This window comes from Brachybacterium sacelli, from assembly GCF_017876545.1.
In the GTDB taxonomy this organism is placed as follows: Bacteria; Actinomycetota; Actinomycetes; order Actinomycetales; family Dermabacteraceae; genus Brachybacterium; species Brachybacterium sacelli.
The window spans coordinates 664,295-688,167 of sequence record NZ_JAGIOD010000002.1; the positions used below are offsets into that span (position 1 = coordinate 664,295).

Here is a 23,873-nt window from a genome sequence, read left to right on the forward strand (position 1 = left end):
GTGGGGGACGGGGCCTTCGCCGTGCCCGGGTCGGTCGCGGTCCGGCCGGTCGTGTCCGAGGTGTTCGGGGTCCGGTCGGCGGGGCCGGGTGCGGTCGCCGCGCCTGCCGGCAGGTGCGGTCGCCGCGCCTGCCGGCGGTCGCCGGAGCGTGCGGGCAAGCCCCGGGCGCTACCGACGATGCTCACGCCCGTGTCGCCGCTGGTGCCTGTCCTCGTCGACCGGGCCTGCCGACCCGGTCCGATCGGTGCGTACGGAGGTGGATGGCAGGGGAGTCCTGCGCCGTCCACAGCCGCTCCCCGCGCCAGAAAAGGCAGCGACCTGCGTGAACACCTGAAAATCGAGGTGGGGAGGACCATGGGGAGTTGTCCCCATGGTCACCGCGAGAAGGCCGGTCTAAGGTTGAGTCATCACCTGGAGGATGGGTGGGGATGATGACAACCACGACATGGAGGACACCATGAAGAAGGGTATGACGCCGGAGGCCGTCGAGCAGATGGGTACTCAGATCACCGAGGCTGGTGAGCAGGCTCGTCAGATCTACACGCAGGTGCAGTCGCGTGTGTCCGAGCTGGATTGGACTGGTGAGGATCGCGATCAGTACGTGAATGAGTTCGAGAGTGAGCTGGGTCAGCTGGTTGATCAGCTGGTGCAGCGGACGACGGAGTTCTCGGATCGTGCGTCGCAGAACGCGAACGCTCAGCGTGAGGCTTCTTCCTGAGTTCTCTCGGGAACTTTCTTCTCTTTCTCTGATTTCAGTTCTGTTTTTTCTTTAAGGGGTATGTGATGGCTTTCAAGGGTATGAATCCGGATGAGGGTCGTGAGGTCGCGACTGCGATCAATGATGCCGGCTCGCAGATTCTCGACGCGATCAACAATGTCACCAGTGCGGTGAACTCGGTCGAGTGGGTCGGTCCGGACTACGACTCGTACCAGGATGACTGGAACTCGTTCGTCTCCGGTCCGGTGTCGAACCTGGTCGATGGGTTCCAGCGTCGTTCGGAGCTGATGAACCAGCACGCTGAGGAGCAGGACACCACCTCGAATCAGCAGTGATCGCTTGACGTGGCGCGTTGAAGGCCCCGTTCCCCCGTTCGGTGGGGGACGGGGCCTTCGCCGTGCCCGGGTCGGTCGCGGTCCGGCCGGTCGTGTCCGAGGTGTTCGGGGTCCGGTCGGCGGGGCCGGGTGCGGTCGCCGCGCCTGCCGGCAGGTGCGGTCGCCGCGCCTGCCGGCGGTCGCCGGAGCGTGCGGGTAGATGCCGGGTGCGGCCCCGGACCCACCGTCGGCCGGGGCGATGTCAGCGGAAGTTGATGTACTGGAGCGCGACGTCGAGGTCCTTCGCCTTCAGCAGTGCGATCACGGACTGCAGATCGTCACGGCTCTTCGAGGAGACCCGCAGCTCGTCGCCCTGGATGCGCGCCTTGACCGACTTCGGGCCCTCATCGCGGATGATCTTGGAGATCTTCTTGGCGTCCTCGGTCGAGATCCCCTCCTTGAGGCCGGCCACCAGGCGCACCTCCTTCCCGGACTGCTTCGGGTCGCCGACCTCCAGCGCCTTCAGCGAGATCCCGCGACGGACGAGCTTGGACTGCAGCACGTCCAGCACCGCGAGCACCCTCTCCTCCGCATTGGCGGTCATCACGATCTCGTCGCCGCCGAGGTTGAGCGACGCTCCGGTGCCGCGGAAGTCGTAGCGCTGGCCCACCTCCTTGACGGCCTGGTTGACGGCGTTGTCGATCTCCTGGCGGTCGAGCTCGCTGACGATGTCGAACGATGAATCTGCCACGGTGCGTCCTTCCCTCCTGCGGTCGCCCTCGCGGGCGACCCGTCCTCGTGGTCCGGCCCGACGGGTCCGGACCCTGTGTCACCGAGCCTGCCGGGCGGGCCCTGAGGACCGCCTCAACAGGCCCTGTGAGCTTCTTCATGCGCCACAGGGGGCCTCTGGGTTAGCGCCGTCGGCGGCACCCCGGTATGCTGTTCCGAGTCCGCTTCCGGCGGCATGCCGACCTCGGTCGGATGCCTGCAGGAGCGAACGACGGCAGGTTACCCGAGCGGCCAAAGGGAGCTGACTGTAAATCAGCTGGCATTGCCTTCGTGGGTTCGAATCCCTCACCTGCCACGGCGGAGAGTCCTTGTGACTCGAAGCACCGGGGCTCACCCCCGAATTGCCTCGCGGCAAGGAGGCGGGTAAGGTTCACCGGGTTGCCCTGATAGCTCAGTCGGTAGAGCATCTCCATGGTAAGGAGAAGGTCAAGGGTTCGATTCCCTTTCAGGGCTCTGATGGATGCGGCGGCCCGGTTTCCTTCGAGATCGGGCCGCTCTCATCGGTCAAGCCGGGGTAGCTCAGACGGTTAGAGCGCACGACTCATAATCGTGAGGTCGCGGGTTCGATCCCCGCCCTCGGTACCACGCCGGTCCTACCGGAGTGCATGTTCCACATCCCCCGAGTACGGGGACCCACGAGGTGCGCCGCCGGGCGCGCCACCCGGACGAAAGAGGCGAACCGTGGCGAGCAAGAGCTCAGACGTGCGTCCCAAGATCACCATGGCTTGTGTCGACTGCAAGGCGCGCAACTACATCACCAAGAAGAACCGTCGCAACACCCCGGATCGGCTCGAGCTGTCCAAGTTCTGCCCGACCTGCGGCAAGCAGACGGCACACCGCGAGACCCGCTGACCGGGTCGCGCACATTCCACCAAAGGCCACGCGGGTACGTCCCGGGTGGCCTTTCGTGCATCCGGAACCCGTCATCGCCCCTCTCCGCCGGTCCCGCGCAGGACGACCCGGGTTCCGCGTCCCTGGTCCCGCGACCGACGATGAGATCATCGCCAGGACAGCAACCGTCGGCCCAGCGGCCCAGTCCCCTCGGGAGAGTTCATGACGACCACCCCTGACCCCGCCTTCGCAGGCCGCACCTACCCGGCCGGCCCCGTGCACACCGTCTCGGCCGCGAAGATCGCCGAGTTCGCCCGTGCCACCGGCGCCGGCTCGCCGCTGCACTCCGACGCGGACGCCGCGCGCGCCGCCGGTCACGCCGACGTGATCGCCCCGCCCACCTTCCTGGTCTCCCTCGCCCAGGCCACCGAAGCCCAGTACATCGAGGACCCCGAGGCCGGGATCGACTTCACCCGCGTCGTCCACGGCCAGGAGTCCTTCACCCTGCACCGGCCCGTCGCCGCCGGTGACCGCCTGGTCCCCAGGCTGAACGTCGAGTCCGTCCGCGCCGCCGGCGGCCACACGATGGTCACCACCCGCGTCGACATGACCGACGAGGCCGGTGCCGAGGTCGCGAGCGTGACGAGCCTGATCGTCGTCCGCGGCGACTGACCCGCGCCCCCGTCCGACCCGTGCCCGCGACCGCACCCCCGTCGACGAGACCCGCCCGCGCCCGCCGCGGCCGCTGACCGGCCCGGCGACCCGACCCCCAGGAGCAGAGATGACTGCCACGCCCGCCACCCCGCCCGGCCCGCTCGACCTCAGCGATCTCAGCGTCGGCCAGGAGCTCGCCCGCACCCGCCACGAGATCAGCCGCGACTCGCTGGTGCGCTATGCCGGGGCCTCCGGCGACTTCAATCCGATCCACTACAACGACATCCTCGCGACCGAGGCCGGGCTGCCCGGCGTCATCGCTCACGGGATGCTCACCATGGGCACAGCGATCACCGGTCTGCTGGAGCGCCTCGGCGACCCGACGCTCGTGCGGGAGTACTCGGTGCGGTTCACCAACCCGATTCCCGTGCCCGCGACCGGCTCCGTGACTCTCGAGGTCATCGCCGTCGTGGGGGCGGTCGACAGCTCGGCCGGGACCGCGCGCGCGGACATCACCGCCGAGGTCGACGGCACCAAGGTCCTCGGCCGTGCCCGTGCCACGATCTCCACGCCCGCCGCCAACTCCGCCGGCACGCCGGCATGAAACTCTCCGACCTCACCACGCTCCGCATCGGCGGCCCCGTCTCCCGTCTCGTCGAGGCCCGCACCGCCGACGAGGTGATCGAGGCGGTCCGCACCGCCGACGAGGCCGGCGAGCCGCTGCTCGTCCTCGGCGGGGGCTCGAACCTGATCGCCTCCGACGAGCCGTTCGAGGGCACCGTCGTGCTGCTGCGGGACCCGGAGGATCCGCCCCTGCTGGACGCCACCTGCGAGGTCGGTGCTTCCGGTGAGCCCGACGGCATCCCCGTCGACCCCGCCGAGCTCACGCCGCTGGACCCCACCTGCGGCGGAGCGATCCTCGAGTACTTCGCCGGCGTGAGCTGGGACCGCGCGGTGCGCTACGCGATCGCCCGCGAGATGGTCGGCATCGAGGCGCTCTCGGGCATCCCCGGCACGGTCGGGGCGACCCCGATCCAGAACGTCGGCGCCTACGGACAGGAGGTCTCCGCGACCATCACCCGCGTGCGGACCTGGGACCGCGAGCGCAGCGCCGTGCGGACCTTCTTCGCCGCCGACTGCGACTTCTCCTACCGCGACAGCGTCTTCAAGCGGACGCGGTACTCCGGGTCGGTGCCCTCGGCCACGGGTCGCTACGTGGTCCTCTCCGTGACCTTCCAGCACACCCTCGGCAGCCTCTCCGCCCCGATCCGCTACGCGCAGCTCGCCGGCCACCTCGGCGTCGAGGTGGGTGAGCGTGCGCCCCTGCAGCAGGTGCGAGAGGCGGTGCTCGCCCTCCGCGCCTCCAAGGGCATGGTGCTCGATGCGGCCGACCACGACACCTGGAGCGCGGGCTCGTTCTTCACCAATCCGATCCTGGAGGCCGAGCGGGCCGCCGCCCTGCCCGAGGGCGCGCCGCGATTCGACGCCGGGGACGGCCGCGTGAAGACCAGCGCGGCGTGGCTGATCAGTCATTCCGGCATCGAGCGCGGTCACGCGGTGGGGGAGCGGGCCGCGGTCTCGAGCAAGCATTCCCTGGCCCTGACCAACAGGGGCGGCGCCACCAGCGACGACCTCGTCTCCCTCGCGCGCGACGTGCAGAGCCGCGTCGAGCAGTCCTTCGGGGTCCATCTGGTCCCGGAACCCGTACGCCTCGGCCTGGAGCTGTGAGCCCGGCCTAGGATGTGGGGGCGGCGCCCGCCGTCGCCCCGCCCGTCACCGCAGGAGGCCCCGTGAACGACCTCGACCGATCCCTCGCCGACATCGACCCGGACATCGCCGGTGTCCTCGATCGTGAGCTCGCCCGCCAGCAGCGCACGCTCGAGATGATCGCGAGCGAGAACTTCGTCCCCCGCGCCGTGCTCCAGGCCCAGGGCTCCGTCCTGACCAACAAGTACGCCGAGGGTTATCCGGGTCGCCGCTACTACGGCGGCTGCGAAGAGGTCGACGTCGCCGAGGAGATCGCGATCCAGCGTGCGAAGGAGCTCTTCGGCGCCGAGCACGCCAACGTCCAGCCCCATTCGGGGGCCACGGCGAACGCCGCGGTCATGCACGCCCTCGCCCGTCCCGGCGACAAGCTGATGGGGCTCTCGCTCGCCCACGGCGGCCACCTCACCCACGGCATGAAGATCAACTTCTCCGGCCGCCTCTACGACATCGTCGCCTACGAGATCGACCCGGCCACCGGGTACATCGACATGGACCGCGTGCGGGAGCAGGCCGTGGCCGAGCAGCCCAAGGTGATCGTCGCCGGCTGGTCCGCCTACTCCCGCCAGCTCGACTTCCCGGCCTTCCGCGCGATCGCCGACGAGGTCGGCGCTGCCCTCTGGGTCGACATGGCGCACTTCGCGGGTCTGGTCGCGGCCGGTCTGCACCCCAGCCCCGTCCCCTACGCGGACGTCGTCTCCACCACCATCCACAAGACCATCGGCGGCCCCCGCTCCGGCATGATCCTGTGCACGCAGGAGTGGGCCAAGAAGATCGATTCCGCCGTGTTCCCGGGCCAGCAGGGCGGCCCGCTCATGCACGTCATCGCCGCCAAGGCCGTGGCCCTGAAGGTCGCCGCCTCCGAGGAGTTCACGGATCGTCAGGTCCGCACCCTCGAGGGTGCGAAGATCATCGCCGACCGGCTCCAGGCGGAGGACACCACGGCGGCAGGCGTCAAGGTCCTCTCCGGCGGCACCGATGTGCACCTCGTGCTCGTGGATCTGACGGGCAGCGAGCTCGACGGTCAGCAGGCCGAGGACCGCCTCCATGAGGTCGGCATCACCGTCAACCGCAACGCGGTCCCCAACGACCCGCGTCCGCCGCGCGTCACCTCCGGTCTGCGCATCGGCACCCCGGCGCTGGCCACCCGTGGCTTCGGCGTGGCCGAGTTCACCGAGGTCGCCGACGTCATCGCCCTGGCCCTGACCGGCGGCGCCGACGTGGAGAGCCTGCGCGCCCGCACGGCGGCCCTCGCCGAGACGAAGCCGTTGTACGCCGACCTCCAGCAGTACTGACGTCCCGGGAGGGCCCGCACCTCTCCGCCGGGCCCTTCCGTCGGTCGTCGCCCACCACCCCACGGACCCACGGACCAAGGAGCGCCATGACGGCACAGATCCTCGACGGCAAGGCCACCGCGAAGGCGATCAAGGAGGAGCTGGCCGGTCGCGTCACGCGGCTCCTCGAGACCGGGCACGAGCGGCCGGGATTGGCCACCGTCCTGGTGGGCGAGGACCCCGGCAGCGCCGCCTATGTGCGCGGCAAGCACCGCGACAGCGAGCAGATCGGCCTGCACTCGATCCAGAAGCACCTCCCGGCCGACGCCTCGCAGGCCGAGGTCGAGGCCCTCGTGGACGAGCTGAACGAGGACCCCGCCTGCACCGGGTACATCGTCCAGCTGCCCCTGCCGGACCAGATCGACACCGATGCGATCCTGGAGCGGATCGACCCGGCCAAGGACGCCGACGGCCTGCATCCGATGAACCTGGGCCGCCTGGTGCTCAACGCCTACACCCCGATCCACACCCCGCTGCCGTGCACCCCACGGGCGGTCATCGAGCTGGTCGAGCGTCACGGCCTGGACTTCCGGGGCAAGGACGTCGTGGTGGTCGGGCGCGGCATCACCGTCGGCCGCTCGATCGGCGCCCTGCTGACCCGTCGGGAGTACAACGCGACCGTCACCCTGTGCCACACCGGCACTGCCGACCTGCCCGCGCAGCTGCGTCGCGCCGACGTGATCGTCGCCGCCGCCGGCAGTGCTCACCTGGTGCGCCCCGAGGACGTCCGGCACGGTGCCGTCGTGCTCGATGTCGGCGTCTCGCGCCGCGAGGACCCCTCCGGCGGCAGGGCGAAGCTCATCGGCGACGTCGACCCGGACGTCGCCGAGGTCGCTTCCTGGCTCAGCCCCAACCCCGGTGGCGTCGGTCCCATGACCCGTGCACTGCTGATGAAGAACGTCGTCGAGGCGGCCGAACGCGCCGCCGGGCAGGTCTGAGGTCGACGCTGACGTCCCGCTCTGGCACGGCTCGGCAGGACCTGGCCATGGGGAGTGCTCCCCATGGCCAGGTCGGTGACCTCCTCCTAGCCTGATCCCGGCACCGTGAACGCACCGGGTCAGCCGGTGGGGGAGAAGGGACGAGGAGTTCATGAGCGGGTTCCTGGGGATGGACACCGAGCAGGTCGACGGGCACGCGGACCTGCTGACCTCGCGAGCTCGTCGCCTGGAGTCCCTGCGCGCAGAGCTGACGGGAGCCGCGACCGCGGTGGTCTGGGTCGGTCCGGATGCCGACGCGTTCCGCGAGCAGGCGTCCTCCGTGATGCGGCAGCTCGCCGAGTGGACAGGCCGCTGCGACAGCTCGTCGTCCGATCTGCTCGGTCACCGTGCTCAGCAGGACCAGGCGTCGGCGGCCGACGGCGGTGCGGGAGGTCTCATCGCCGGTGGTGGCGGGGCGGTGTTCGGCGGGGGTGCGATCAGCGGGGCGATCGCCTTCGGGGGCACCTCCTCGACCGCCGGTGGAGGCCTGCTCAACAGCGTCGGGCCCCGCCTCGGCGCGGCTCTGGGATCGCACGACGACCCGCATGATGACATCGGGCCGATCACGACCGATGACATCAGCCGTCCCGAGAATGCCACGGACCCGACGTCGATCGCCGAGATGATGGACAACCTCGACGCGGTGGGGGAGGCGCAGAAGGAGGATGCGACGACCATCCGCGTCCAGCAGGTCCTCGGCGACGACGGGCAGACCCGCTACATCGTCTACGTCCCGGGCTCCCACGGGGCGATGGAGAACATCATCGGATCGGACGCCACCGGTAATCCGATGGACTGGAACCAGAACCCTGGTGCCCTCGGCGGACAGGAGACGGACTCCTCCCAGGCCGTCATCGCCGCGATGGAGTCAGCGGGGATCCCCCACGGCGCGGATGTCTCCCTCGTCGCTCATTCCCAGGGCGGGATCGTCGCCAACAACCTGGCTGCGGATCCCTCCGTGAACGGTGCTGCGGACGGGTGGAACGTCTCCAACGTCGTGAGTGTGGGCAGCCCGGTCGAGCTCGCCGATGTGCCCTCATCGACCAGCACGATCAACGTCGCGCACGAACCCGTGCACGAGCCGCCCTTGTCGCCGCTGCTCGCGGACGTCGGCGCACCGCTGCGCGGCGGACACCCGATCGGCGACGTCGTACCCACCCTCGACGGCGATCCCCATGATGAGGAGGGCACGCCCCCGAACCGGCATGAGGTCGGTCTCCCCGCGCCGTCGAGCAACCCCGCCGAGAACCACGACGTGCAGAACTACCGCGACAGCATCACCAGCGCCACGGGCGAGAGCCGAGCGGCGATCGAGGCGATGGAGAACAATCCCTCGATGAGCGAGAACCTCCGAGAGGACAACGTCGTCGACACCGTCGACGTCTCCGTGAGCCGGGCGGACGGCACCTTCGAGGAGCAGAAGTCCCTCCCGGAGATCTTCTTGGACAAGGGATTCCACAACCCGACTCCTCTGATCCGGTGAAGCCGGGATTGGCGCCCGACGGCGCGGCGACCAGGGGAATCCGCATGTCCGAGGGACCTGGGATACTCGAGGCATGACTTTCACCCTCGCCACCATCAACGTCAACGGCATCCGTGCCGCCGCTCGCAAGGGCATGGGCGACTGGCTCGCCTCCACCCCTGCGGACGTCGTCACGCTGCAGGAAGTCCGCGCGCCCGAGGAGCTCGTCCCCGGTCTGATCGGCGAGGACTGGTCCACGGCCAGCGAGGTCTCCCGGCTCAAAGGTCGCGCCGGTGTCTCGATCGCCGTGCGCTCGGCCCGCCAGGACGCCGACGTCGAGGGCGTCCGTCACGGCCTGCCCGGGCTCGAGGACGACGCGCACACCGGGCGCTGGATCGAGGTGGACCTCGCCGATCCCTTCGGCGACGGCCACGACCTCACCGTGATCTCCTGCTACATGCACTCGGGCAACACCGAGAAGCCGCAGACCATGGTCGACAAGTACGCCTTCCTCGACACCATGATGGTCCACCTCGAACAGCTGCGGTCCGACGGCCGCCACGTGGTCCTGACCGGCGACATCAACATCGCCCACACCGAGTGGGACATCAAGAACTGGAAGGGCAACCGGAAGACCGCCGGGTTCCTGCCCGAGGAGCGCGCCTACCTGGACCGCCTCACCACCGACGCCGGTTTCATCGACGTCCACCGCGCCGTGCACGGCGACGGCCCCGGTCCGTACACCTGGTGGTCCCAGCGCGGCAAGGCCTTCGACAACGACTCGGGCTGGAGGATCGACTACCAGCTGGCCACGGAGGACCTCGCCGCCCGTGCGACCTCCGCCCAGGTCGATCGCGCCCCCAGCTACGACACCCGCTGGTCCGATCACGCACCGCTGGTGATCACCTACTCCTGACCGGTGCCCGCCCGGGGCGGTGCTACTGTCGTCCTCGTCAGGCGGGTTCCTCGAAGAGCCCTCGCCGGTGCTCTCACAAGGGGCACGAAGCCGCGGGTCGACCTGGGGCGAGACATATACGGACTGCACATCCGCGTTCCGCATACGTCTCGGAAGGACCCCATGTCCATCGTCTCCACCCATGTCGCCCGCACCCTCGCCCAGCACGTCCAGCACGTGTTCGGACTCATGGGCAACGGCAACGCCTACTTCCTCGATGCCCTGCTGCGCGGGACAGATGCCTCCTACACGGCCATCCGCCACGAGGCCGGGGCCGTGGTCGCGGCCGATGCGCATTTCCGCACCTCGGGACGCCTGGCCGCTGCGACGACCACCTACGGCGCCGGTTTCACGAACACGCTGACCGCTCTCGCGGAGGCCGCTCAGGCCCGCGTCCCGCTGGTCCTGGTCGTCGGCGACGAGCCGACCTCGGGCCCACGCCCCTGGGACGTCGATCAGATCGCGTTGAGCTCCGCGGTCGGCGTGCGCACCTACACCGTGGGACGGATCGACGCCGCAGCGGCGACGGTGACCGCGATCGAGCACGCCCTCTCGTACCGGGTGCCCGTGGTCCTCGCGATCCCCTACGACGTCGCCCGGCTGGACATCGGCCCCGTCCCCGAGGTCCCCGGCCCCGGGCGACCCGAGCCGATGGCACCGAGCGCCGACTTCACGCGCGCCGCGATCTCCCACCTTGCCGCGGATCTCTCCGCCGCCGAGCGCCCGCTGCTCCTGGCCGGACGCGGTGCCTGGCTGGCCGATGCCGGCCGGGCCCTCGGCGAGCTCGCCGCCGCGACGGGCGCCGTCACAGCCACCACGGCGCTGGGTCGCGGCATCTTCCCCGAGGACCGCTACGACCTCGGCGTCGCCGGCGGCTTCGGCGCACCCGGAGCCATGGAGCTCGTGCGCGAGGCCGACGTGGCGCTGGTCGTCGGCGCCGATCTCAACCAGTTCACCCTGCGCTTCGGCGAGCTGTTCCACCCCGTCACCACCGTGTGGCAGGTGGACACCGCGCCCGCGGCGACCCACGCCCGGGTGGGCGGATTCGTGCGGGCCGACGCCCGGCTGAGCGTCGAGGCGATCACCCGCGCTCTGTCGCAGAACCGGGATCAGAGCGTGAACCAGGGGGCCACGGTCCCGTGGCGGGAGACCATCGACGCCCCCGGGCTGCGAACCCACGCGGTCGGCCCCGAGCTCGCCGCGGACGGCCGTCTGGACCCGCGGGCCGCCGCCGCCCGCCTCGCCGAGCTGCTGCCCGAGGACCGCGTCGTCGTCTCCGACGGCGGTCACTTCATCGCGTGGGCCAACAAGTACTGGCCGATCACCGACCCTCACCGGATGGCGATGGTCGGGACCGCGTTCCAGTCGATCGGCCTGGGCTGGCCCAGCGTTCCGGGCGCCGCTCGCGCCAATCCCACCTCCACGATCGTGCTGACCACCGGCGACGGGGGAGGGGTCATGGCTTTGGCAGACCTCGAGTCGGCCGTCCGCTCAGCCGCCGGACGCGGTGTCGCGGTGATCTGGAACGACGCCGCCTACGGCGCCGAGGTGAACCTGTACGGGCGGAAGGGCCTGGTGCAAGACCCCATGCTGATCCCCGAGATGGACTTCGCCGCTCTCGGGACGGCGGCCGGGGCCGAGGGGGTCGTGGTGCGTTCCCTCGCGGACCTCGACAGGGTGGCGTCCTGGGCGCGCGAAGCTCCTGAGGATCGTCGCTACCTGGTGCTCGATCTGCGCATCTCCGGCACCGTCATCGCCCCGTACCAGGAAGAGGTCATCCGGGTGAACTCCTGACCCGGCCCCGGCCGAGTAATGCCGCCGGAGGACCGATGATCGAGCGATCATCGGTCCTCCGGCGGCATTACTGCGGAGGCGACGTGGAGCGGGCGCTCAGACGCGGCCGCGGATCACGGCCTGCTTCACCTCGGCGATCGCCTTGGTCACCTGGATGCCTCGCGGGCACGCCTCGGTGCAGTTGAAGGTGGTGCGGCAGCGCCACACCCCCTCCTTGGAGTTCAGGATCTCCAGCCGCTGCTCGCCGGCGTCGTCGCGGGAATCGAAGATGAAGCGGTGGGCGTTGACGATCGCGGCCGGGCCGAAGTACTGGCCGTCGGTCCAGAACACCGGGCAGGACGAGGTGCACGCCGCGCACAGGATGCACTTGGTGGTGTCGTCGAAGCGCTCGCGCTCCTCGGCGGACTGCAGACGCTCCCGGCTCGGCTCCTGTCCCTGGGCGACCAGGAACGGCATGACCTCCTTGTAGGAGTCGAAGAACGGCTCCATGTCGACGATCAGGTCCTTCTCGACCGGCAGGCCCTTGATGGGCTCGACGGTGACGGGCTTGTCGATGTCGAGGTCCTTGAGCAGCGTCTTGCAGGCCAGACGGTTGCGGCCGTTGATCCGCATGGCGTCGGAGCCGCACACGCCGTGGGCGCAGGAGCGGCGGAAGGTCAGCGACCCGTCCAGATGCCACTTGATCTCGTGCATGGCGTCGAGCACACGGTCGGTGCCGTGCATGGTGACGGTGAAGTCCTCCCAGTGGGAGCCCTTGTCGTCCTCCGGGTTGAAGCGCGCGATGCGCAACGTCACCTGGAACGAGGGGATCTCCTCCGCGCTGGACTGCGGGGACTCGGCCTGGGGCTTCTCGGCGACGGCAGTCATCAGAACGTACGCTCCTTCGGCTCGTAGCGGGTGATCACGACGGGTTTGGTGCCCAGACGGACCGTGGTGCCCTCGGAACCCTCCTCACCCTCCAGGGTGCGGTAGGCCATGGTGTGCTCGAGGTAGTTGACGTCATCGCGCTTGTCGTGGTCCTCGCGGAAGTGGCCGCCGCGGGACTCCTTGCGGTGCAGCGCTCCCAGCGTCACGATCTCGGCGAGATCGAGCAGGAACCCGAGCTCGACGGCCTCCATGAGGTCGAGGTTGTACCGCATGCCCTTGTCCTGGATGGCGACGGTCTCGTAGCGCTTCTTGAGCGCCTCGATCTCGGCCAGGGCGATACGGCAGGTCTCGTCGGTGCGGAACACCTGGACATTGGCGTCCATGGTCTCCTGCAGCTCGCGGCGGATGTCGGCGATGCGGTCCTCGGTGGCGGGACGATCGCGAAGGCGCTGCAGCAGCTCGACCGTCGGGGACTCGACTCCCGCCGGAAGGTCGGCCAGTTCCACCCTGGAGGCATGCTCCGCGGCGGCGATGCCCGCGCGTCGGCCGAACACGTTGATGTCCAGCAGCGAGTTGGTGCCCAGGCGGTTGCCGCCGTGCACGGACACGCAGGCGGTCTCGCCGGCGGCGTACAGGCCGGGCACGACGTCGGTCGCGTTGCGCAGCACCTCACCGCGGATGTTGGTGGGGATGCCGCCCATGCCGTAGTGCGCGGTGGGGAACACCGGCACCGGCTCGGTGTACGGCTCCACCCCGAGATAGGTGCGGGCGAACTCGGTGATGTCCGGGAGCTTCGCATCGATGTGCGCCGGCTCCAGGTGGGTGAGGTCCAGCAGGACGTAGTCCTTCTTCGGGCCGCAGCCGCGCCCCTCGCGCACCTCGTTGGCCATCGCGCGGGCGACGACGTCTCGCGGCGCGAGATCCTTGAGCGTGGGGGCGTAGCGCTCCATGAAGCGCTCCATGTCGCTGTTGCGCAGGATCCCGCCCTCGCCGCGGGCGGCCTCCGACAGCAGGATGCCCAGGCCCGCCAGGCCCGTCGGGTGGAACTGGAAGAACTCCATGTCCTCGAGCGGGATCCCCCGGCGGAAGGCCATCGCGGGGCCGTCGCCGGTGAGGGTGTGGGCGTTCGAGGTGGTCTTGAACATCTTGCCGAAACCACCGGAGGCGAACACCACGGACTTCGCACGGAAGACGTGGATCTCGCCGGTGGCCAGCTCGTAGGTGACCACACCGGAGGCGCGCACGCCCTCGTCGGAGCGCGGGTCGCCGGTCATCAGCACGTCGAGCACGTAATACTCGTTGAAGAACTCCACGTTCTGCTTGACGCAGTTCTGGTAGAGGGTCTGCAGGATCATGTGACCGGTGCGGTCGGCCGCGTAGCAGGAGCGGCGCACGGGCGCCTCGCCGTGCTCACGGGTGTGACCGCCGAAGCGGCGCTGGTCGATGCGCCCCTCGGGCGTGCGGTTGAAGGGCAGGCCCATCTTCTCCAGGTCGAGCACCGCGTCGATGGCCTCCTTGGCCATGACCTCCGCGGCGTCCTGGTCGACCAGGTAGTCACCACCCTTGACGGTGTCGTACGTGTGCCACTCCCAGTTGTCGTCCTCGACGTTGGCCAGGGCGGCGCACATCCCGCCCTGGGCCGCGCCCGTGTGGGAGCGCGTGGGGTAGAGCTTGGTGACGACCGCGGTGCGGGCGCGGCCGGAGGATTCCAGCGCCGCGCGCATGCCGGCGCCGCCGGCACCGATGATGACCACGTCGTAGGTATGGGTCTGCATGTCTGGTGACTGCTCCGTTTCGGGGTCGACCGGGAAGGACGTTTCGAGTGGGGCCGAGGCTCCGGTGCTCGCGAGGGACCTCAGCCCTCGCAGAAGGAGGGCAGCAGGCTCGGCTCGGCGCCGACGGGGCACGGATCGAAGGTGAAGATCACGAGCGTGCCCAGGACGATGGTGACGACCACCGCGAAGTACAGCAGACCCTTGAGGGTCAGGCGCAGCTTCGGATTGCGTGCGTAGTCGTTGACGATCGTGCGGACGCCGTTGCCGCCGTGGATCAGACCGAGCCAGAGCATGAGCAGGTCCCAGACCTGCCAGAACGGGGAGGCCCACTTGCCGCCGACGAAGGCGAAGTCGATGCCCTTGACGCCTTCGCCGAGCCACAGGTTCACGAACAGGTGGCCGAAGACGAGGATCACGAGCAGGACGCCGGAGATGCGCATGAAGAGCCACGACAGCATCTCGGAGTTGATGCCCCGCTGGCCGGTGCGGCGGTAGCGGGTGCTGGGGTCAGGGATCGAGGGGGCGGACTGTGCGCTCATGATCACGCTCCGAACATGTGCATGAGGTGGCGGGGGACGAAGCCGAGCATCAGGACCACCCAGAGGACCACGACGCCCCAGAACAGGCCACGCTGCCGGGCGGTGCCCTGGGACCAGAAGTCCACCAGGATGATGCGCAGGCCGTTGAGGGCGTGGAAGAGGATCGCGCCGACCAGGCCGACCTCACCGAGGCCGAACACGATGGTCTTGTAGTGCCCGATCACCTCGTTGTACGCCTCGGGCGAGACCCGCACCAGTGCGGTGTCCAGGACATGCACGAGGAGGAACAGGAAGATGAGCATTCCCGAGATGCGGTGGGCGACCCAGGACCACATGCCCTCGCGACCGCGATAGAGCGTCCCGGATTGGGCTGATGCCACGGAGTTCCTCCAGAAGCGACGGGGTGGCGCCGGAAGCGGGATGCGCCGCCGCAGAGGTGGGGCGCGCGGGCCGCGGGGTGGGCCCGGACGGCCTTCGCGGCGCTCGAGGCGCCTGGCGGGCACCCATTTCACGACACGGCGACATCATCATCGCCCCCGACAGGGGCGGATCCAGCGTAGCACCATGACGTGCACGTTCTGTGCATCTCGCGGCGCCGGCGACCCGCTCGGACGTCTCTGCCGCGGTGCTGTGCGAGGCCCGGATACGCTGGCCATATGCCCCAGGCTCCCTTCGTCCCCGTGATCCCGGCAGGCGGCGCCGGCGCCCGACTGTGGCCGCTCTCACGCCGTGCGCATCCGAAGTTCCTGCTCGACCTCACCGGCTCCGGGGCGTCCCTGCTCCAGCAGACCCTGGCCCGCCTCGGCCCCCTCGCCGACCGGGCCCCGATCGTGGTCACCGGTGTCGAGCACGTCGAGGCGGTCACCGCCCAGGTCCAGTCCCCGGTCGCTGACGCCGTCCCCGCTCCCGGCACCGCCACCTCCGCCGCCACCACCGATCCTCGAGCGAGGATCCTCGCCGAGCCCTCACCGCGCAGCTCCATGCCGGCGATCGCCCTGGCCGCCGCACTCGTGGAGCGGGAGGAGCCCGACGCCGTGATCGGCTCCTTCGCCGCCGACCACCTGATCGGCGACCAGGACGCCTTCGCCGGCGCCGTCACCGCCGCCCGCCGTGCCGCCGAGCTCGGCTATCTGGTCACCCTCGGCATCGAGCCCACGCGCCCGGCGACCGGATTCGGCTACATCGAGCAGGGGGCGGCGAAGACGCTCGCGGGTTCGACCGCCGCCGACAGACGCGGCGCCGAGGCCGCGCTGCGGGCCGTCGGCGCCCGCCCGGTGGCCCGCTTCGTCGAGAAGCCCGACCGTGCGCGGGCCGAGCGGTTCCTGGCCGCGGGGACCTTCTCCTGGAACGCAGGCATCTTCGTGGTCCGGGCCCGCGTGCTGCTCGACGAGCTCGCCGCCCAGATCCCCGGCCTGGCCCGCGGGGTCCGGGACATCGCCGCCGCCCATGGCACGGCCGAATACGACGACGTGCTGGAGAGGACCTGGCCCCGCCTGACCAGCATCGCCATCGACCACGCCCTCGCTGAACCGCTCGCGGCAGCCGGAAAGGTCGCGCTGGTGCCCGCCGACTTCGCCTGGGACGACGTCGGCGACTTCGCCGCGCTCGCCCGCCAGCTGCGGGAGGCACCTGCTGCCGGGACCGGTGCGGGCGGCGGCCCCGCTGCGGGCGACGGCCGCGGCGATGTCCAGGTGCTGGGCGCGGCGGACGTCGGCGCTCTCTCCTCCACGGCGACGGTGTACGGTGCGACCGATCGCCACATCGCCCTGGTCGGGGTGGAGGGCCTCAGCATCGTCGATACCGAGGACGTCCTGCTGGTCCTCGCCGACGAGCGGGCCCAGGAGCTCTCCCGCCTCGTCGCCGGACTCGACGAGCAGGGGCTCGGTCACCTGCGCTGACGCCGGTGTCCCGACCTGCCGCGTGTGACGCTCGCGCGGCGGATCCGACGGGACCGCGAGGAGACGGTCGAGGGGAGCGGACAGGTGGAGCAGACGCAACAGGTGCTGTTGGGGAGCGCGCAGCAGCGGTCGATGCTGGGGCCCGACGGCCTGATCGCACGCACGATCACGGAGACGACGGACCGGATGCGCGAGGTGCGCCGTCATCTCCACCGCCATCCCGAGCTCTCGCATCAGGAGCACTCCACGACGGACTTCGTCCTCGCCCAGCTCGAGGACCTCGGCCTCGCCCCACGACGGCTCGCGCACACCGGCGCGATCTGCGACATCCCCGGATCCGATCCGACGCTCGCCCCGATCGCGCTGCGCGCCGACATGGACGCGCTGGGGATCCCCGAGCTGTCCACCGTCGCCTTCCGCTCCACCGTCGAGGGCGTCTCCCACGCCTGCGGCCACGACGTCCACATGAGCGCGGTGCTCGGCGCCGCCACCGCGCTGGTCCGGGTGGCCGGGGCCGGCGCGCTGCAGCGCGGGGTGCGACTCGTGTTCCAGCCCTCCGAGGAGATGCACCCCTGCGGCGCCCTCGAGCTGATCGGCCAGGGGGTGCTGGACGGGGTGGACTCGATCCTCGCCCTGCACTGCGACCCCGGTGTCGACGTCGGCCACGTCGGGCTGAAGGTCGGCCCGATCACCTCGGCCACCGACCCGGTGCGGATCCAGGTGCGCGGCAACGGCGGGCACACCTCCCGGCCCCACCTCACCCAGGACCTGGTGTACGCGCTGGGCTCCATCGTGACCCAGCTGCCTGCGGCGCTGACCCGACGCATGGACCCGCGCTCCGGGGTGAACCTCACCTGGGGCAGCATCCACGCCGGCTCGGCCTTCAACGCGATCCCCAGCAGCGGCACCCTCGAGGGGACGCTGCGCTGCCTGGACCACGACGCCTGGGACCGCGCCGAAGAGCTGCTGGAGACCGTGCTGGCGGACCTGGTGCGCCCGTGGGACGTCGAGGCGCGGGTGACCCACGACCGCGGCGTGCCCCCGGTCTCCAACGCCGCCTCCAGCGTGGACGTGCTCACCGCCGCGGTGACCAGCGTGCTGGGCCGCGAGTACCTCGATCCGACCGCTCAGTCCCTGGGCGGGGAGGACTTCGCCTGGTACCTCGAGAAGGTGCCCGGCGCCCTGGCGCGGCTCGGCACCCGCACCCCGGGCGGCCGCACCTACGACCTCCACATGGGGGATCTGATGATCGACGAGCGGGCCATCGGCATCGGGGCGTCGGTCCTCGCGAGCGCCTGCGTCCAGCGGGACCTCGTCGCCACCTGAGACCGGCCCCGATCGCCGCGGCGACCCGCCGGTCTCGTATCCGCGTCGATTTCATAACGGTTCATACACAGTGCGTAGGACGGGCTCGTACGGCGTCACCGCGGGGCTATGTTCCTTCCGGAACACGACAGAGCTGTCGCCCGAGACGACGCGGGGCCCGATCGGTCCCGACACTGCTGCGGAGGAACCCGATGAAGAGCATGACGCGCGCGCTCGCCCTGGCCGGGGCCGGCGTCCTCACCCTCGCCGCCTGCGGCACCGCCCCCGAGGAGAGCGCCGGGGGCCGCGGAGCCAGTGACGGCGGCAGCGACTACAAGGCCTGCATGGTCTCCGACGCCGGCGGCTGGGACGACAAGTCCTTCAACGAGTCCAGCCACAACGGTCTGCTGGCCGCCGAGGAGAACCTCGGCATCGAGACGGCCGAGGCCGAGTCGACCAGCTCCTCGGACTTCGCCCCGAACATCAACAACATGGTCACCGAGGGCTGCGACCTCGTCATCACGGTCGGGTTCCTGCTGGCCCCGGCCACCGGCGCCGCCGCCCGGGCCAACGAGGACACCGACTTCGCGATCGTCGACTCCACCGCGCAGGACACCGACGGCAACCCGATCGAGGTCGAGAACGTCAAGCCGATCGAGTTCAACACGGCCGAGGCCGCCTTCCTGGCCGGCTACCTCGCCGCGGGCATGACCGAGACCGGCAAGGTGGCCACCTACGGCGGCGTCAACATCCCGACCGTCACCATCTTCATGGACGGCTACGTCGACGGCGTCGCCTACTACAACGAGACCAAGGACGCCGACGTGCAGGTGCTCGGTTGGAACAAGGAGACCCAGGAGGGCTCCATCGTGGGCACTTTCGAGGACCAGTCCAAGGGCAAGGCGGTCTCCGACGAGTTCTACACCGCCGGCGCGGACATCATCATGCCGGTCGCCGGCCCCGTGGGCGCCGGCACCCTCGCCTCCGCCAAAGAGGGCGAGGACCGCACGGTGATCTGGGTCGACGCCGACGGCTACGAGACCAACTCCAGCGACGAGGCGGCCCAGTCGGTCATCCTCACCTCCGTCATGAAGGAGATGACCACCGCGGTCGAGGACGTCATCACCGGGGCCTCCGAGGACGAGTTCGACGCGACCCCGTACGTCGGCACCCTCGAGAACGGTGGCGTGGGCCTGGCCCCGTTCCACGACTTCGAGAACGACGTCCCCGCCGAGCTGGTCACCGAGCTCGACACGCTCAAGGAGGACATCGTCGCCGGCGAGGTGGTCGTCGAGTCCTCGGCGTCCCCCGAGGGCTCCTGATCCGCTGAGACCCCGAGGCGGTCCCGGCCCCCACCCGGGCGGGGCCGCCTCGTCTGACAGGCCGGCCGACGATCTCGGCCGACGCCGACGGACCACGGAAGCGAGAGACGTGAAGCTCGAACTGCGCGGGATCACGAAGACCTTCGGGACCTTCGTGGCCAACGACGCCATCGACCTCGTCGTCGAACCCGGGGAGATCCACTCCCTGCTGGGGGAGAACGGGGCGGGGAAGTCGACCCTCATGAACGTCCTGTACGGGCTGTACCGCCCCGACGGCGGCGAGATCGTGATCGACGGCTCACCGGTGGTGTTCTCCGACCCCGGCGAGGCGATGGCCGCCGGCATCGGCATGGTCCATCAGCACTTCATGCTGGTGCCCGTGTTCACCGTCGCCGAGAACATGGTGCTCGGCCACGAGCCGACCCGCGGCGGCTTGCTCGACCTCGCGGCGGCGCGCACGCTGGTGCGGGAGATCTCGGCCCGCTTCGGCTTCGACCTCGATCCCGACGCGCTGGTCGAGGACCTCCCGGTGGGGGCGCAGCAGCGGGTGGAGATCATCAAGGCCCTCAGCCGCAGCGCCGAGGTGCTGGTGCTCGACGAGCCCACCGCGGTGCTCACGCCGCAGGAGACCGACGAGCTGATGACGATCATGCGCCAGCTGCGCGACGAGGGCACCTCGATCGTGTTCATCACCCACAAGCTCCGCGAGGTCAAAGCCGTCTCCGACCGCATCACCGTGATCCGCCGCGGCCAGGTCGTGGGCGAGGCGGACCCCTCCACCGACCAGGCCGAGCTGGCCTCCCTCATGGTCGGCCGGCAGGTCTCCCTCGCCCAGGACAAGGCCGAGGCCGCCCCCGGGGAGATCGCCCTGCAGGTCGAGAACCTGCGGGTGACCGACGAGACCGGGGCGCGCACCCTCGACGGGGTCTCCTTCGAGGTGCGACACGGCGAGGTGCTCGCCATCGCCGGTGTGCAGGGCAACGGCCAGACCGAGCTCGCCGAGGCGCTGGTGGGCCTGGAGACCACCGTCCACGGCTCCGCACGGCTCGAGGGGCGCGAGCTCGTCGGCCGCAGCACCAAGCAGGTGCTCGATGCCGGGGTCGGCTTCGTCCCCGAGGACCGCACCCACGACGCCCTGGTGCCCGACTTCTCCGTCGCGGAGAACCTCGTGCTGGACCAGCACGACCGCCCGCCCTTCGGCGCCGGGCTCGCGATGGACCTCGCGGCGATCCGCGAGAACGCCGGGCAGCTCATCGCGGAGTTCGACGTGCGCACGCGGTCGGCGGTGTCCGCTGTCTCCTCGCTCTCCGGCGGCAATCAGCAGAAGGTCGTGATGGCCCGCGCCCTGAACCGGAAGCTCTCCCTGCTGATCGCCTCCCAGCCCACCCGCGGCGTCGACGTCGGCTCCATCGAGTTCCTGCACCGCCGGATCCTCGACGAACGAGATCAGGGAACCCCGGTGATCATCGTGTCCACCGAGCTCGACGAGGTCACCCAGCTCGCCGACCGCATCGCCGTGATGTACGGCGGCAGCATCCTCGGCATCGTCCCCGGCGACGAGGACCGCGACGTGCTGGGGCTGATGATGGCCGGCTACGCGGTCGACGCCGCGCGCCAGGCCGTCGCGGAGGGCGCGCGCACCACCGACTCGCAGCTCGCCGACGAAGGGGAGATCGTATGAGTTCCGTCGTCGCCGACCCCGAGAACAGCGGCTCCGCGCCGGGCGTCGGCTCCAAGGGCACCGACACCCCACCTCCGCCCGAGGAGCACGCCGAGACCCGTCTGAACGCGATGCTGCAGCGGATCGCCCGCGGAGATCCCCTGGTCGTGGTGATGAGCTTCGTGTTCGCCTTCCTGGTGGGCTCCGTGCTCATCATGATCGCCGACGAGGAGGTCCGCACCACCGCCGGCTACTTCGTCGACCGTCCCTCCGATGCGCTCCTGGCGATCTGGCAGTCGGTGACCCAGGCCTACGGGGCCATGTTCCGCGGCGCCGTGTTCGACGGGCCCGGCTTCTCCCAAGTGGCCGAGGACCTGCGGGCCGCGGGAGGCACGGGCACCTACGTGCTCCTGCCGGCACTGGCGACGGGGCTGCGCCCGCTCACCGAGACCCTGACCGTCGCCACCCCGCTGATCGTCGCGGCCGCCGGCATGGCGGTCAGCTTCCGTGCCGGTCTGTTCAACATCGGCGGCACCGGCCAGCTCATCGTCGGGGCCATGGCCGCCGGGTACATCGGCTTCTCCTGGAACCTGCCGATCGTCGTGCACCTGCTGGTGTGCCTGGTCGGCGGCGTGCTCGCCGGCGCCGTGTGGGGCGGCATCGCCGGCTTCCTCAAGGCGCGCTTCGGCGCCAACGAGGTCATCAGCACCATCATGCTGAACTGGATCGCGACCTATCTGCTGTTCTTCGCCCTGAAGACCGCGGCCTTCACCGGGGCCAACCAGTCGCAGCCGACCTCCCCGTCGGTCTCGGACACCGCCGTGCTCCCGCACCTGCTCGGCTCCGGCTTCCGCCTCCACGCCGGGCTCTTCCTCGCGGCGGGCTCCGCCGTGCTGCTGTGGTGGCTGATGAGCCGCTCCACCCTCGGCTTCCAGTTCCGCGCCGTCGGCTCGAACCCGCGCGCAGCCCGGGTCGCCGGGATCTCCCCGGCCCGCACCTCCTTCCTGGTCCTCACCGTCGCCGGCGCCCTGGTGGGCCTGGCCGGGGCGGTCCACGTGCTGGGCACGGAGAAGCGACTGACCGAGGGAGTCGCCGGCAGCATCGGCTTCGACGCCATCACGGTGGCACTGCTGGGCCGCTCCGGGCCGGTCGGGATCGTGCTGGCGGGCCTGCTCTTCGCCGGTCTGTCCACCGGTGGCCGCTTCATGGAGACCAATCAGGGCGTCCCGCTGGATCTCGTCCAGGTCATCCAGGTGCTCGTGGTGCTGTTCATCGCCGCGCCCCCGCTCGTGCGCACGCTGATCGGACTGCGTCGTATCGACCACCCCGGCGCCGGCGCGCGACTGCGAGGAGCGCGTAGGGCGTCCGCCTCGGCCGCGGCGCTCGCCCCGGCTGCGGTGCCCGGCGCCGCCGAGAGCCCGTCGGGTGACGAGGAACCACCGGCAGATGACGGTCCTCGACCGGGACCCGCCGCCGTGTCCCCGACTTCTGAACCCTCGGCCACCGGCCCGGCGCCCGACCCCGCACCGCCCGCCGCCGACCGCGACGATCCGACCGACGCGAAGGGAGACGAGCGATGAGCACCTCGCCCGCCGTCGTCCAGAAGGCCCCAGGGGGCCGCGCGGACAGCGCCGACGTCCGCCCCGACAGCTGGTGGCACCTGCCCGCGACCACCTCGGTGCTCGGTGCCGTGGCGCTCGTGCTCTTCGGCCTGCGCGGGATCCCCGGGGCGGAGTCCGTCTACGCCCTCGCCCGCTCGCGGGACATCAACCCCGGGGGCATCGTCCCGCAGAGCATCACGGTCCCCTCGATGGGTGCCGCGATCGTGCTGTCGATCCTCGCGCTGGCGATCTCGGCCGCGCTGTGGGTGCTGCAGGCCCGCATCGCCCGGCCGCGACCCGCCGTGCGCAACGCACTCCTGGCCGTGTTCGCCCTCACCTGGATCCTCGCCTTCCTGACCTGGGTGATCTCCGAACGGACCCTCGGCGTCGCGACTCTGCTGCAGGGAACCCTCACCCTCGCCGTGCCGCTGGCCTTCGGCGCGCTGTCCGGGGTCCTCTCCGAACGCGCCGGCGTCATCAACATCGCCATCGAGGGCCAGCTGCTGTTCGGCGCCTTCGGCGCGGCGCTGGTCGGCTCGCTGGTCGGCAACGCCTGGATCGGACTGCTCGCCGCTCCCGTCATGGCCCTGGTGATGGGCGCACTGCTGGCGATGTTCGCCGTCGGCTACCGGGTCCAGCAGATCATCGTCGGTGTGGTGCTGAACGTCCTCGCCATCGGCGTGACCTCCTTCTTCTTCGGCACGGTGATGCGGCAGAACCCGGGCATGTTCAACTCGCCGCTGCGCCTGCCCACGCTGCGCATCCCGGTGCTCGCGGACATCCCCGTCGTCGGCCAGGTCCTGTTCGAGCAGAACGTGCTGGTGTACCTGATGTGGATCATCGTCGCCGCGCTGACGGTGGCGCTGTTCCGCACCCGCTGGGGCCTGCGCGTGCGTGCCGTCGGCGAGCACCCGCGCGCGGCCGACACCGTCGGCATCGCCGTGAACCGCACCCGCTGGATCAACGTGATGATGGGCTCCGCGGTCGCGGGACTCGGCGGCGCGACGTTGACCATCGGCACCGGCGTCGCCTTCGGCGAGGAGATGTCCGCTGGCAAGGGATACATCGCGCTCGCCGCGATGATCCTGGGCCGCTATCACCCGATCGGTGCGCTGCTGGCAGCGCTGACCTTCGCTTTCGCGGACTCCCTCCAGCTGCGCCTGGGCACGATGTCCGCCGCCGAGGGCGGCGTCGACATCCCCGGTGACTTCCTGCTGATGCTTCCGTACGTCGTCGCCCTGTTCGCCGTGGCCGGCGTCGTCGGCCGGGTGCGGGTGCCCGCCGCCAACGGCACCCCGTACATCAAGCAATGAG

The 23,873-nt window shown here is 70.4% G+C and carries 22 protein-coding genes and 3 tRNA genes; 20 read left to right on the plus strand and 5 right to left on the minus strand.

Translation table 11 applies throughout. The features are described from left to right. The first annotated feature begins 457 nt into the window (after nt 1-457). Both JOF43_RS17180 and JOF43_RS17185 read left to right on the plus strand, forming a co-directional pair. Nucleotides 458-718: a hypothetical protein gene (locus tag JOF43_RS17180; RefSeq protein WP_245354594.1), complete on the plus strand. Its 261-nt coding sequence runs from the start codon at nt 458-460 to the stop codon at nt 716-718. 65 nt (nt 719-783) lie between these two features. Then, nucleotides 784-1,053 (plus strand): hypothetical protein, encoded by a 270-nt coding sequence (locus JOF43_RS17185; RefSeq protein ID WP_245354595.1) that lies wholly within the window; start codon nt 784-786, stop codon nt 1,051-1,053. A gap of 241 nt (nt 1,054-1,294) precedes the next feature. On the opposite strand, the gene JOF43_RS17190 is transcribed toward JOF43_RS17185, so the two are convergent. After that, nucleotides 1,295-1,783: a YajQ family cyclic di-GMP-binding protein gene (locus JOF43_RS17190; RefSeq protein WP_209904256.1), complete on the minus strand. Its 489-nt coding sequence runs from the start codon at nt 1,781-1,783 to the stop codon at nt 1,295-1,297. A gap of 251 nt (nt 1,784-2,034) precedes the next feature. On the opposite strand from JOF43_RS17190, the gene JOF43_RS17195 reads away from it, so the two are divergent. From JOF43_RS17195 to JOF43_RS17250, 12 genes are all read left to right on the plus strand, one after another. After that, a tRNA-Tyr gene (locus tag JOF43_RS17195) sits at nt 2,035-2,116 on the plus strand. A gap of 85 nt (nt 2,117-2,201) precedes the next feature. Beyond that, a tRNA-Thr gene (locus JOF43_RS17200) sits at nt 2,202-2,274 on the plus strand. A 55-nt stretch (nt 2,275-2,329) separates the two neighbouring features. Continuing rightward, nucleotides 2,330-2,406 (plus strand) — tRNA-Met (locus JOF43_RS17205). 96 nt (nt 2,407-2,502) lie between these two features. Then, nucleotides 2,503-2,673, plus strand: coding sequence for a 50S ribosomal protein L33 (gene rpmG / locus JOF43_RS17210; RefSeq protein ID WP_029360274.1), 171 nt, complete (start codon nt 2,503-2,505; stop codon nt 2,671-2,673). Between the two features lie 201 nt (nt 2,674-2,874). Further along, nucleotides 2,875-3,324, plus strand: a complete 450-nt coding sequence (locus tag JOF43_RS17215; RefSeq protein ID WP_209904258.1) for an FAS1-like dehydratase domain-containing protein — start codon at nt 2,875-2,877, stop codon at nt 3,322-3,324. A gap of 109 nt (nt 3,325-3,433) precedes the next feature. Beyond that, nucleotides 3,434-3,910 (plus strand): MaoC/PaaZ C-terminal domain-containing protein, encoded by a 477-nt coding sequence (locus JOF43_RS17220; RefSeq protein ID WP_209904260.1) that lies wholly within the window; start codon nt 3,434-3,436, stop codon nt 3,908-3,910. After that, nucleotides 3,907-5,034 (plus strand): UDP-N-acetylmuramate dehydrogenase, encoded by a 1,128-nt coding sequence (locus tag JOF43_RS17225; RefSeq protein ID WP_209904262.1) that lies wholly within the window; start codon nt 3,907-3,909, stop codon nt 5,032-5,034. The genes JOF43_RS17220 and JOF43_RS17225 overlap by 4 nt, the downstream gene beginning before the upstream one ends. A gap of 62 nt (nt 5,035-5,096) precedes the next feature. Then, complete coding sequence (glyA, locus tag JOF43_RS17230; protein ID WP_209904264.1) at nt 5,097-6,365, plus strand: serine hydroxymethyltransferase; 1,269 nt, start codon at nt 5,097-5,099, stop codon at nt 6,363-6,365. 86 nt (nt 6,366-6,451) lie between these two features. Further along, nucleotides 6,452-7,342, plus strand: a complete 891-nt coding sequence (locus JOF43_RS17235; RefSeq protein WP_209904266.1) for a bifunctional methylenetetrahydrofolate dehydrogenase/methenyltetrahydrofolate cyclohydrolase — start codon at nt 6,452-6,454, stop codon at nt 7,340-7,342. Between the two features lie 151 nt (nt 7,343-7,493). Next, the gene (locus JOF43_RS17240) at nt 7,494-8,864 is read left to right on the plus strand and encodes a lipase family protein (RefSeq protein WP_209904268.1); all 1,371 of its coding nucleotides are present in this window, start codon (nt 7,494-7,496) and stop codon (nt 8,862-8,864) included. Nucleotides 8,865-8,937: 73 nt separating this feature from the next. Further along, nucleotides 8,938-9,759 (plus strand): exodeoxyribonuclease III, encoded by an 822-nt coding sequence (locus tag JOF43_RS17245; RefSeq protein ID WP_209904269.1) that lies wholly within the window; start codon nt 8,938-8,940, stop codon nt 9,757-9,759. A 162-nt stretch (nt 9,760-9,921) separates the two neighbouring features. After that, nucleotides 9,922-11,592, plus strand: coding sequence for a thiamine pyrophosphate-binding protein (locus tag JOF43_RS17250; protein ID WP_209904271.1), 1,671 nt, complete (start codon nt 9,922-9,924; stop codon nt 11,590-11,592). 96 nt (nt 11,593-11,688) lie between these two features. Here the strand turns inward: JOF43_RS17250 and JOF43_RS17255 are convergent, their stop codons facing one another. The 4 genes from JOF43_RS17255 to sdhC form a co-directional block, all read right to left on the minus strand. Continuing rightward, entirely contained in the window at nt 11,689-12,459 is a 771-nt protein-coding gene (locus JOF43_RS17255; protein ID WP_209904273.1) for a succinate dehydrogenase iron-sulfur subunit, read from the minus strand. After that, on the minus strand, nt 12,459-14,234 hold the full coding sequence (gene sdhA / locus JOF43_RS17260; RefSeq protein ID WP_209904274.1) for a succinate dehydrogenase flavoprotein subunit: 1,776 nt from the start codon (nt 14,232-14,234) through the stop codon (nt 12,459-12,461). The genes JOF43_RS17255 and sdhA overlap by 1 nt, the downstream gene beginning before the upstream one ends. Nucleotides 14,235-14,314: 80 nt before the next feature. After that, nucleotides 14,315-14,773, minus strand: coding sequence for a succinate dehydrogenase, hydrophobic membrane anchor protein (sdhD, locus tag JOF43_RS17265; RefSeq protein WP_209904276.1), 459 nt, complete (start codon nt 14,771-14,773; stop codon nt 14,315-14,317). A 2-nt stretch (nt 14,774-14,775) separates the two neighbouring features. Beyond that, a complete protein-coding gene (gene sdhC / locus JOF43_RS17270; RefSeq protein WP_209904278.1) occupies nt 14,776-15,153 on the minus strand; it encodes a succinate dehydrogenase, cytochrome b556 subunit in 378 nt (125 codons plus the stop codon). A 276-nt stretch (nt 15,154-15,429) separates the two neighbouring features. Between sdhC and JOF43_RS17275 the strand changes: the two genes are divergently transcribed. From JOF43_RS17275 to JOF43_RS17300, 6 genes are all read left to right on the plus strand, one after another. Continuing rightward, nucleotides 15,430-16,671 carry a mannose-1-phosphate guanylyltransferase gene (locus JOF43_RS17275; protein WP_209904280.1) on the plus strand — a complete coding sequence of 414 codons (1,242 nt, stop codon included), beginning with the start codon at nt 15,430-15,432 and terminating at the stop codon, nt 16,669-16,671. A gap of 84 nt (nt 16,672-16,755) precedes the next feature. Next, nucleotides 16,756-17,997 carry a M20 family metallopeptidase gene (locus JOF43_RS17280; protein WP_342592223.1) on the plus strand — a complete coding sequence of 414 codons (1,242 nt, stop codon included), beginning with the start codon at nt 16,756-16,758 and terminating at the stop codon, nt 17,995-17,997. Between the two features lie 191 nt (nt 17,998-18,188). Further along, nucleotides 18,189-19,298, plus strand: a complete 1,110-nt coding sequence (locus JOF43_RS17285; protein WP_209904282.1) for a BMP family lipoprotein — start codon at nt 18,189-18,191, stop codon at nt 19,296-19,298. A 109-nt stretch (nt 19,299-19,407) separates the two neighbouring features. Beyond that, nucleotides 19,408-20,979 carry an ABC transporter ATP-binding protein gene (locus JOF43_RS17290; protein ID WP_209904284.1) on the plus strand — a complete coding sequence of 524 codons (1,572 nt, stop codon included), beginning with the start codon at nt 19,408-19,410 and terminating at the stop codon, nt 20,977-20,979. Continuing rightward, nucleotides 20,976-22,538, plus strand: coding sequence for an ABC transporter permease (locus JOF43_RS17295; protein WP_245354597.1), 1,563 nt, complete (start codon nt 20,976-20,978; stop codon nt 22,536-22,538). Before JOF43_RS17290 ends, JOF43_RS17295 begins: the two co-directional genes overlap by 4 nt. Further along, complete coding sequence (locus JOF43_RS17300) at nt 22,535-23,872, plus strand: ABC transporter permease (RefSeq protein ID WP_209904285.1); 1,338 nt, start codon at nt 22,535-22,537, stop codon at nt 23,870-23,872. The genes JOF43_RS17295 and JOF43_RS17300 overlap by 4 nt, the downstream gene beginning before the upstream one ends. Nucleotide 23,873 lies beyond the last annotated feature (1 nt).

Coding starts and splice junctions, on each gene's coding strand:
- JOF43_RS17180 (WP_245354594.1), top strand. CDS start 458: ATGAAGAAGGGTATGACGCCGGAGGCCGTCGAGCAGATGGGTACTCAG.
- JOF43_RS17185 (WP_245354595.1), top strand. CDS start 784: ATGGCTTTCAAGGGTATGAATCCGGATGAGGGTCGTGAGGTCGCGACT.
- JOF43_RS17215 (WP_209904258.1), top strand. CDS start 2,875: ATGACGACCACCCCTGACCCCGCCTTCGCAGGCCGCACCTACCCGGCC.
- JOF43_RS17220 (WP_209904260.1), top strand. CDS start 3,434: ATGACTGCCACGCCCGCCACCCCGCCCGGCCCGCTCGACCTCAGCGAT.
- JOF43_RS17225 (WP_209904262.1), top strand. CDS start 3,907: ATGAAACTCTCCGACCTCACCACGCTCCGCATCGGCGGCCCCGTCTCC.
- JOF43_RS17235 (WP_209904266.1), top strand. CDS start 6,452: ATGACGGCACAGATCCTCGACGGCAAGGCCACCGCGAAGGCGATCAAG.
- JOF43_RS17240 (WP_209904268.1), top strand. CDS start 7,494: ATGAGCGGGTTCCTGGGGATGGACACCGAGCAGGTCGACGGGCACGCG.
- JOF43_RS17245 (WP_209904269.1), top strand. CDS start 8,938: ATGACTTTCACCCTCGCCACCATCAACGTCAACGGCATCCGTGCCGCC.
- JOF43_RS17250 (WP_209904271.1), top strand. CDS start 9,922: ATGTCCATCGTCTCCACCCATGTCGCCCGCACCCTCGCCCAGCACGTC.
- JOF43_RS17255 (WP_209904273.1), bottom strand. CDS start 12,459: ATGACTGCCGTCGCCGAGAAGCCCCAGGCCGAGTCCCCGCAGTCCAGC.
- sdhA (WP_209904274.1), bottom strand. CDS start 14,234: ATGCAGACCCATACCTACGACGTGGTCATCATCGGTGCCGGCGGCGCC.
- sdhD (WP_209904276.1), bottom strand. CDS start 14,773: ATGAGCGCACAGTCCGCCCCCTCGATCCCTGACCCCAGCACCCGCTAC.
- JOF43_RS17275 (WP_209904280.1), top strand. CDS start 15,430: ATGCCCCAGGCTCCCTTCGTCCCCGTGATCCCGGCAGGCGGCGCCGGC.
- JOF43_RS17285 (WP_209904282.1), top strand. CDS start 18,189: ATGAAGAGCATGACGCGCGCGCTCGCCCTGGCCGGGGCCGGCGTCCTC.
- JOF43_RS17295 (WP_245354597.1), top strand. CDS start 20,976: ATGAGTTCCGTCGTCGCCGACCCCGAGAACAGCGGCTCCGCGCCGGGC.
- JOF43_RS17300 (WP_209904285.1), top strand. CDS start 22,535: ATGAGCACCTCGCCCGCCGTCGTCCAGAAGGCCCCAGGGGGCCGCGCG.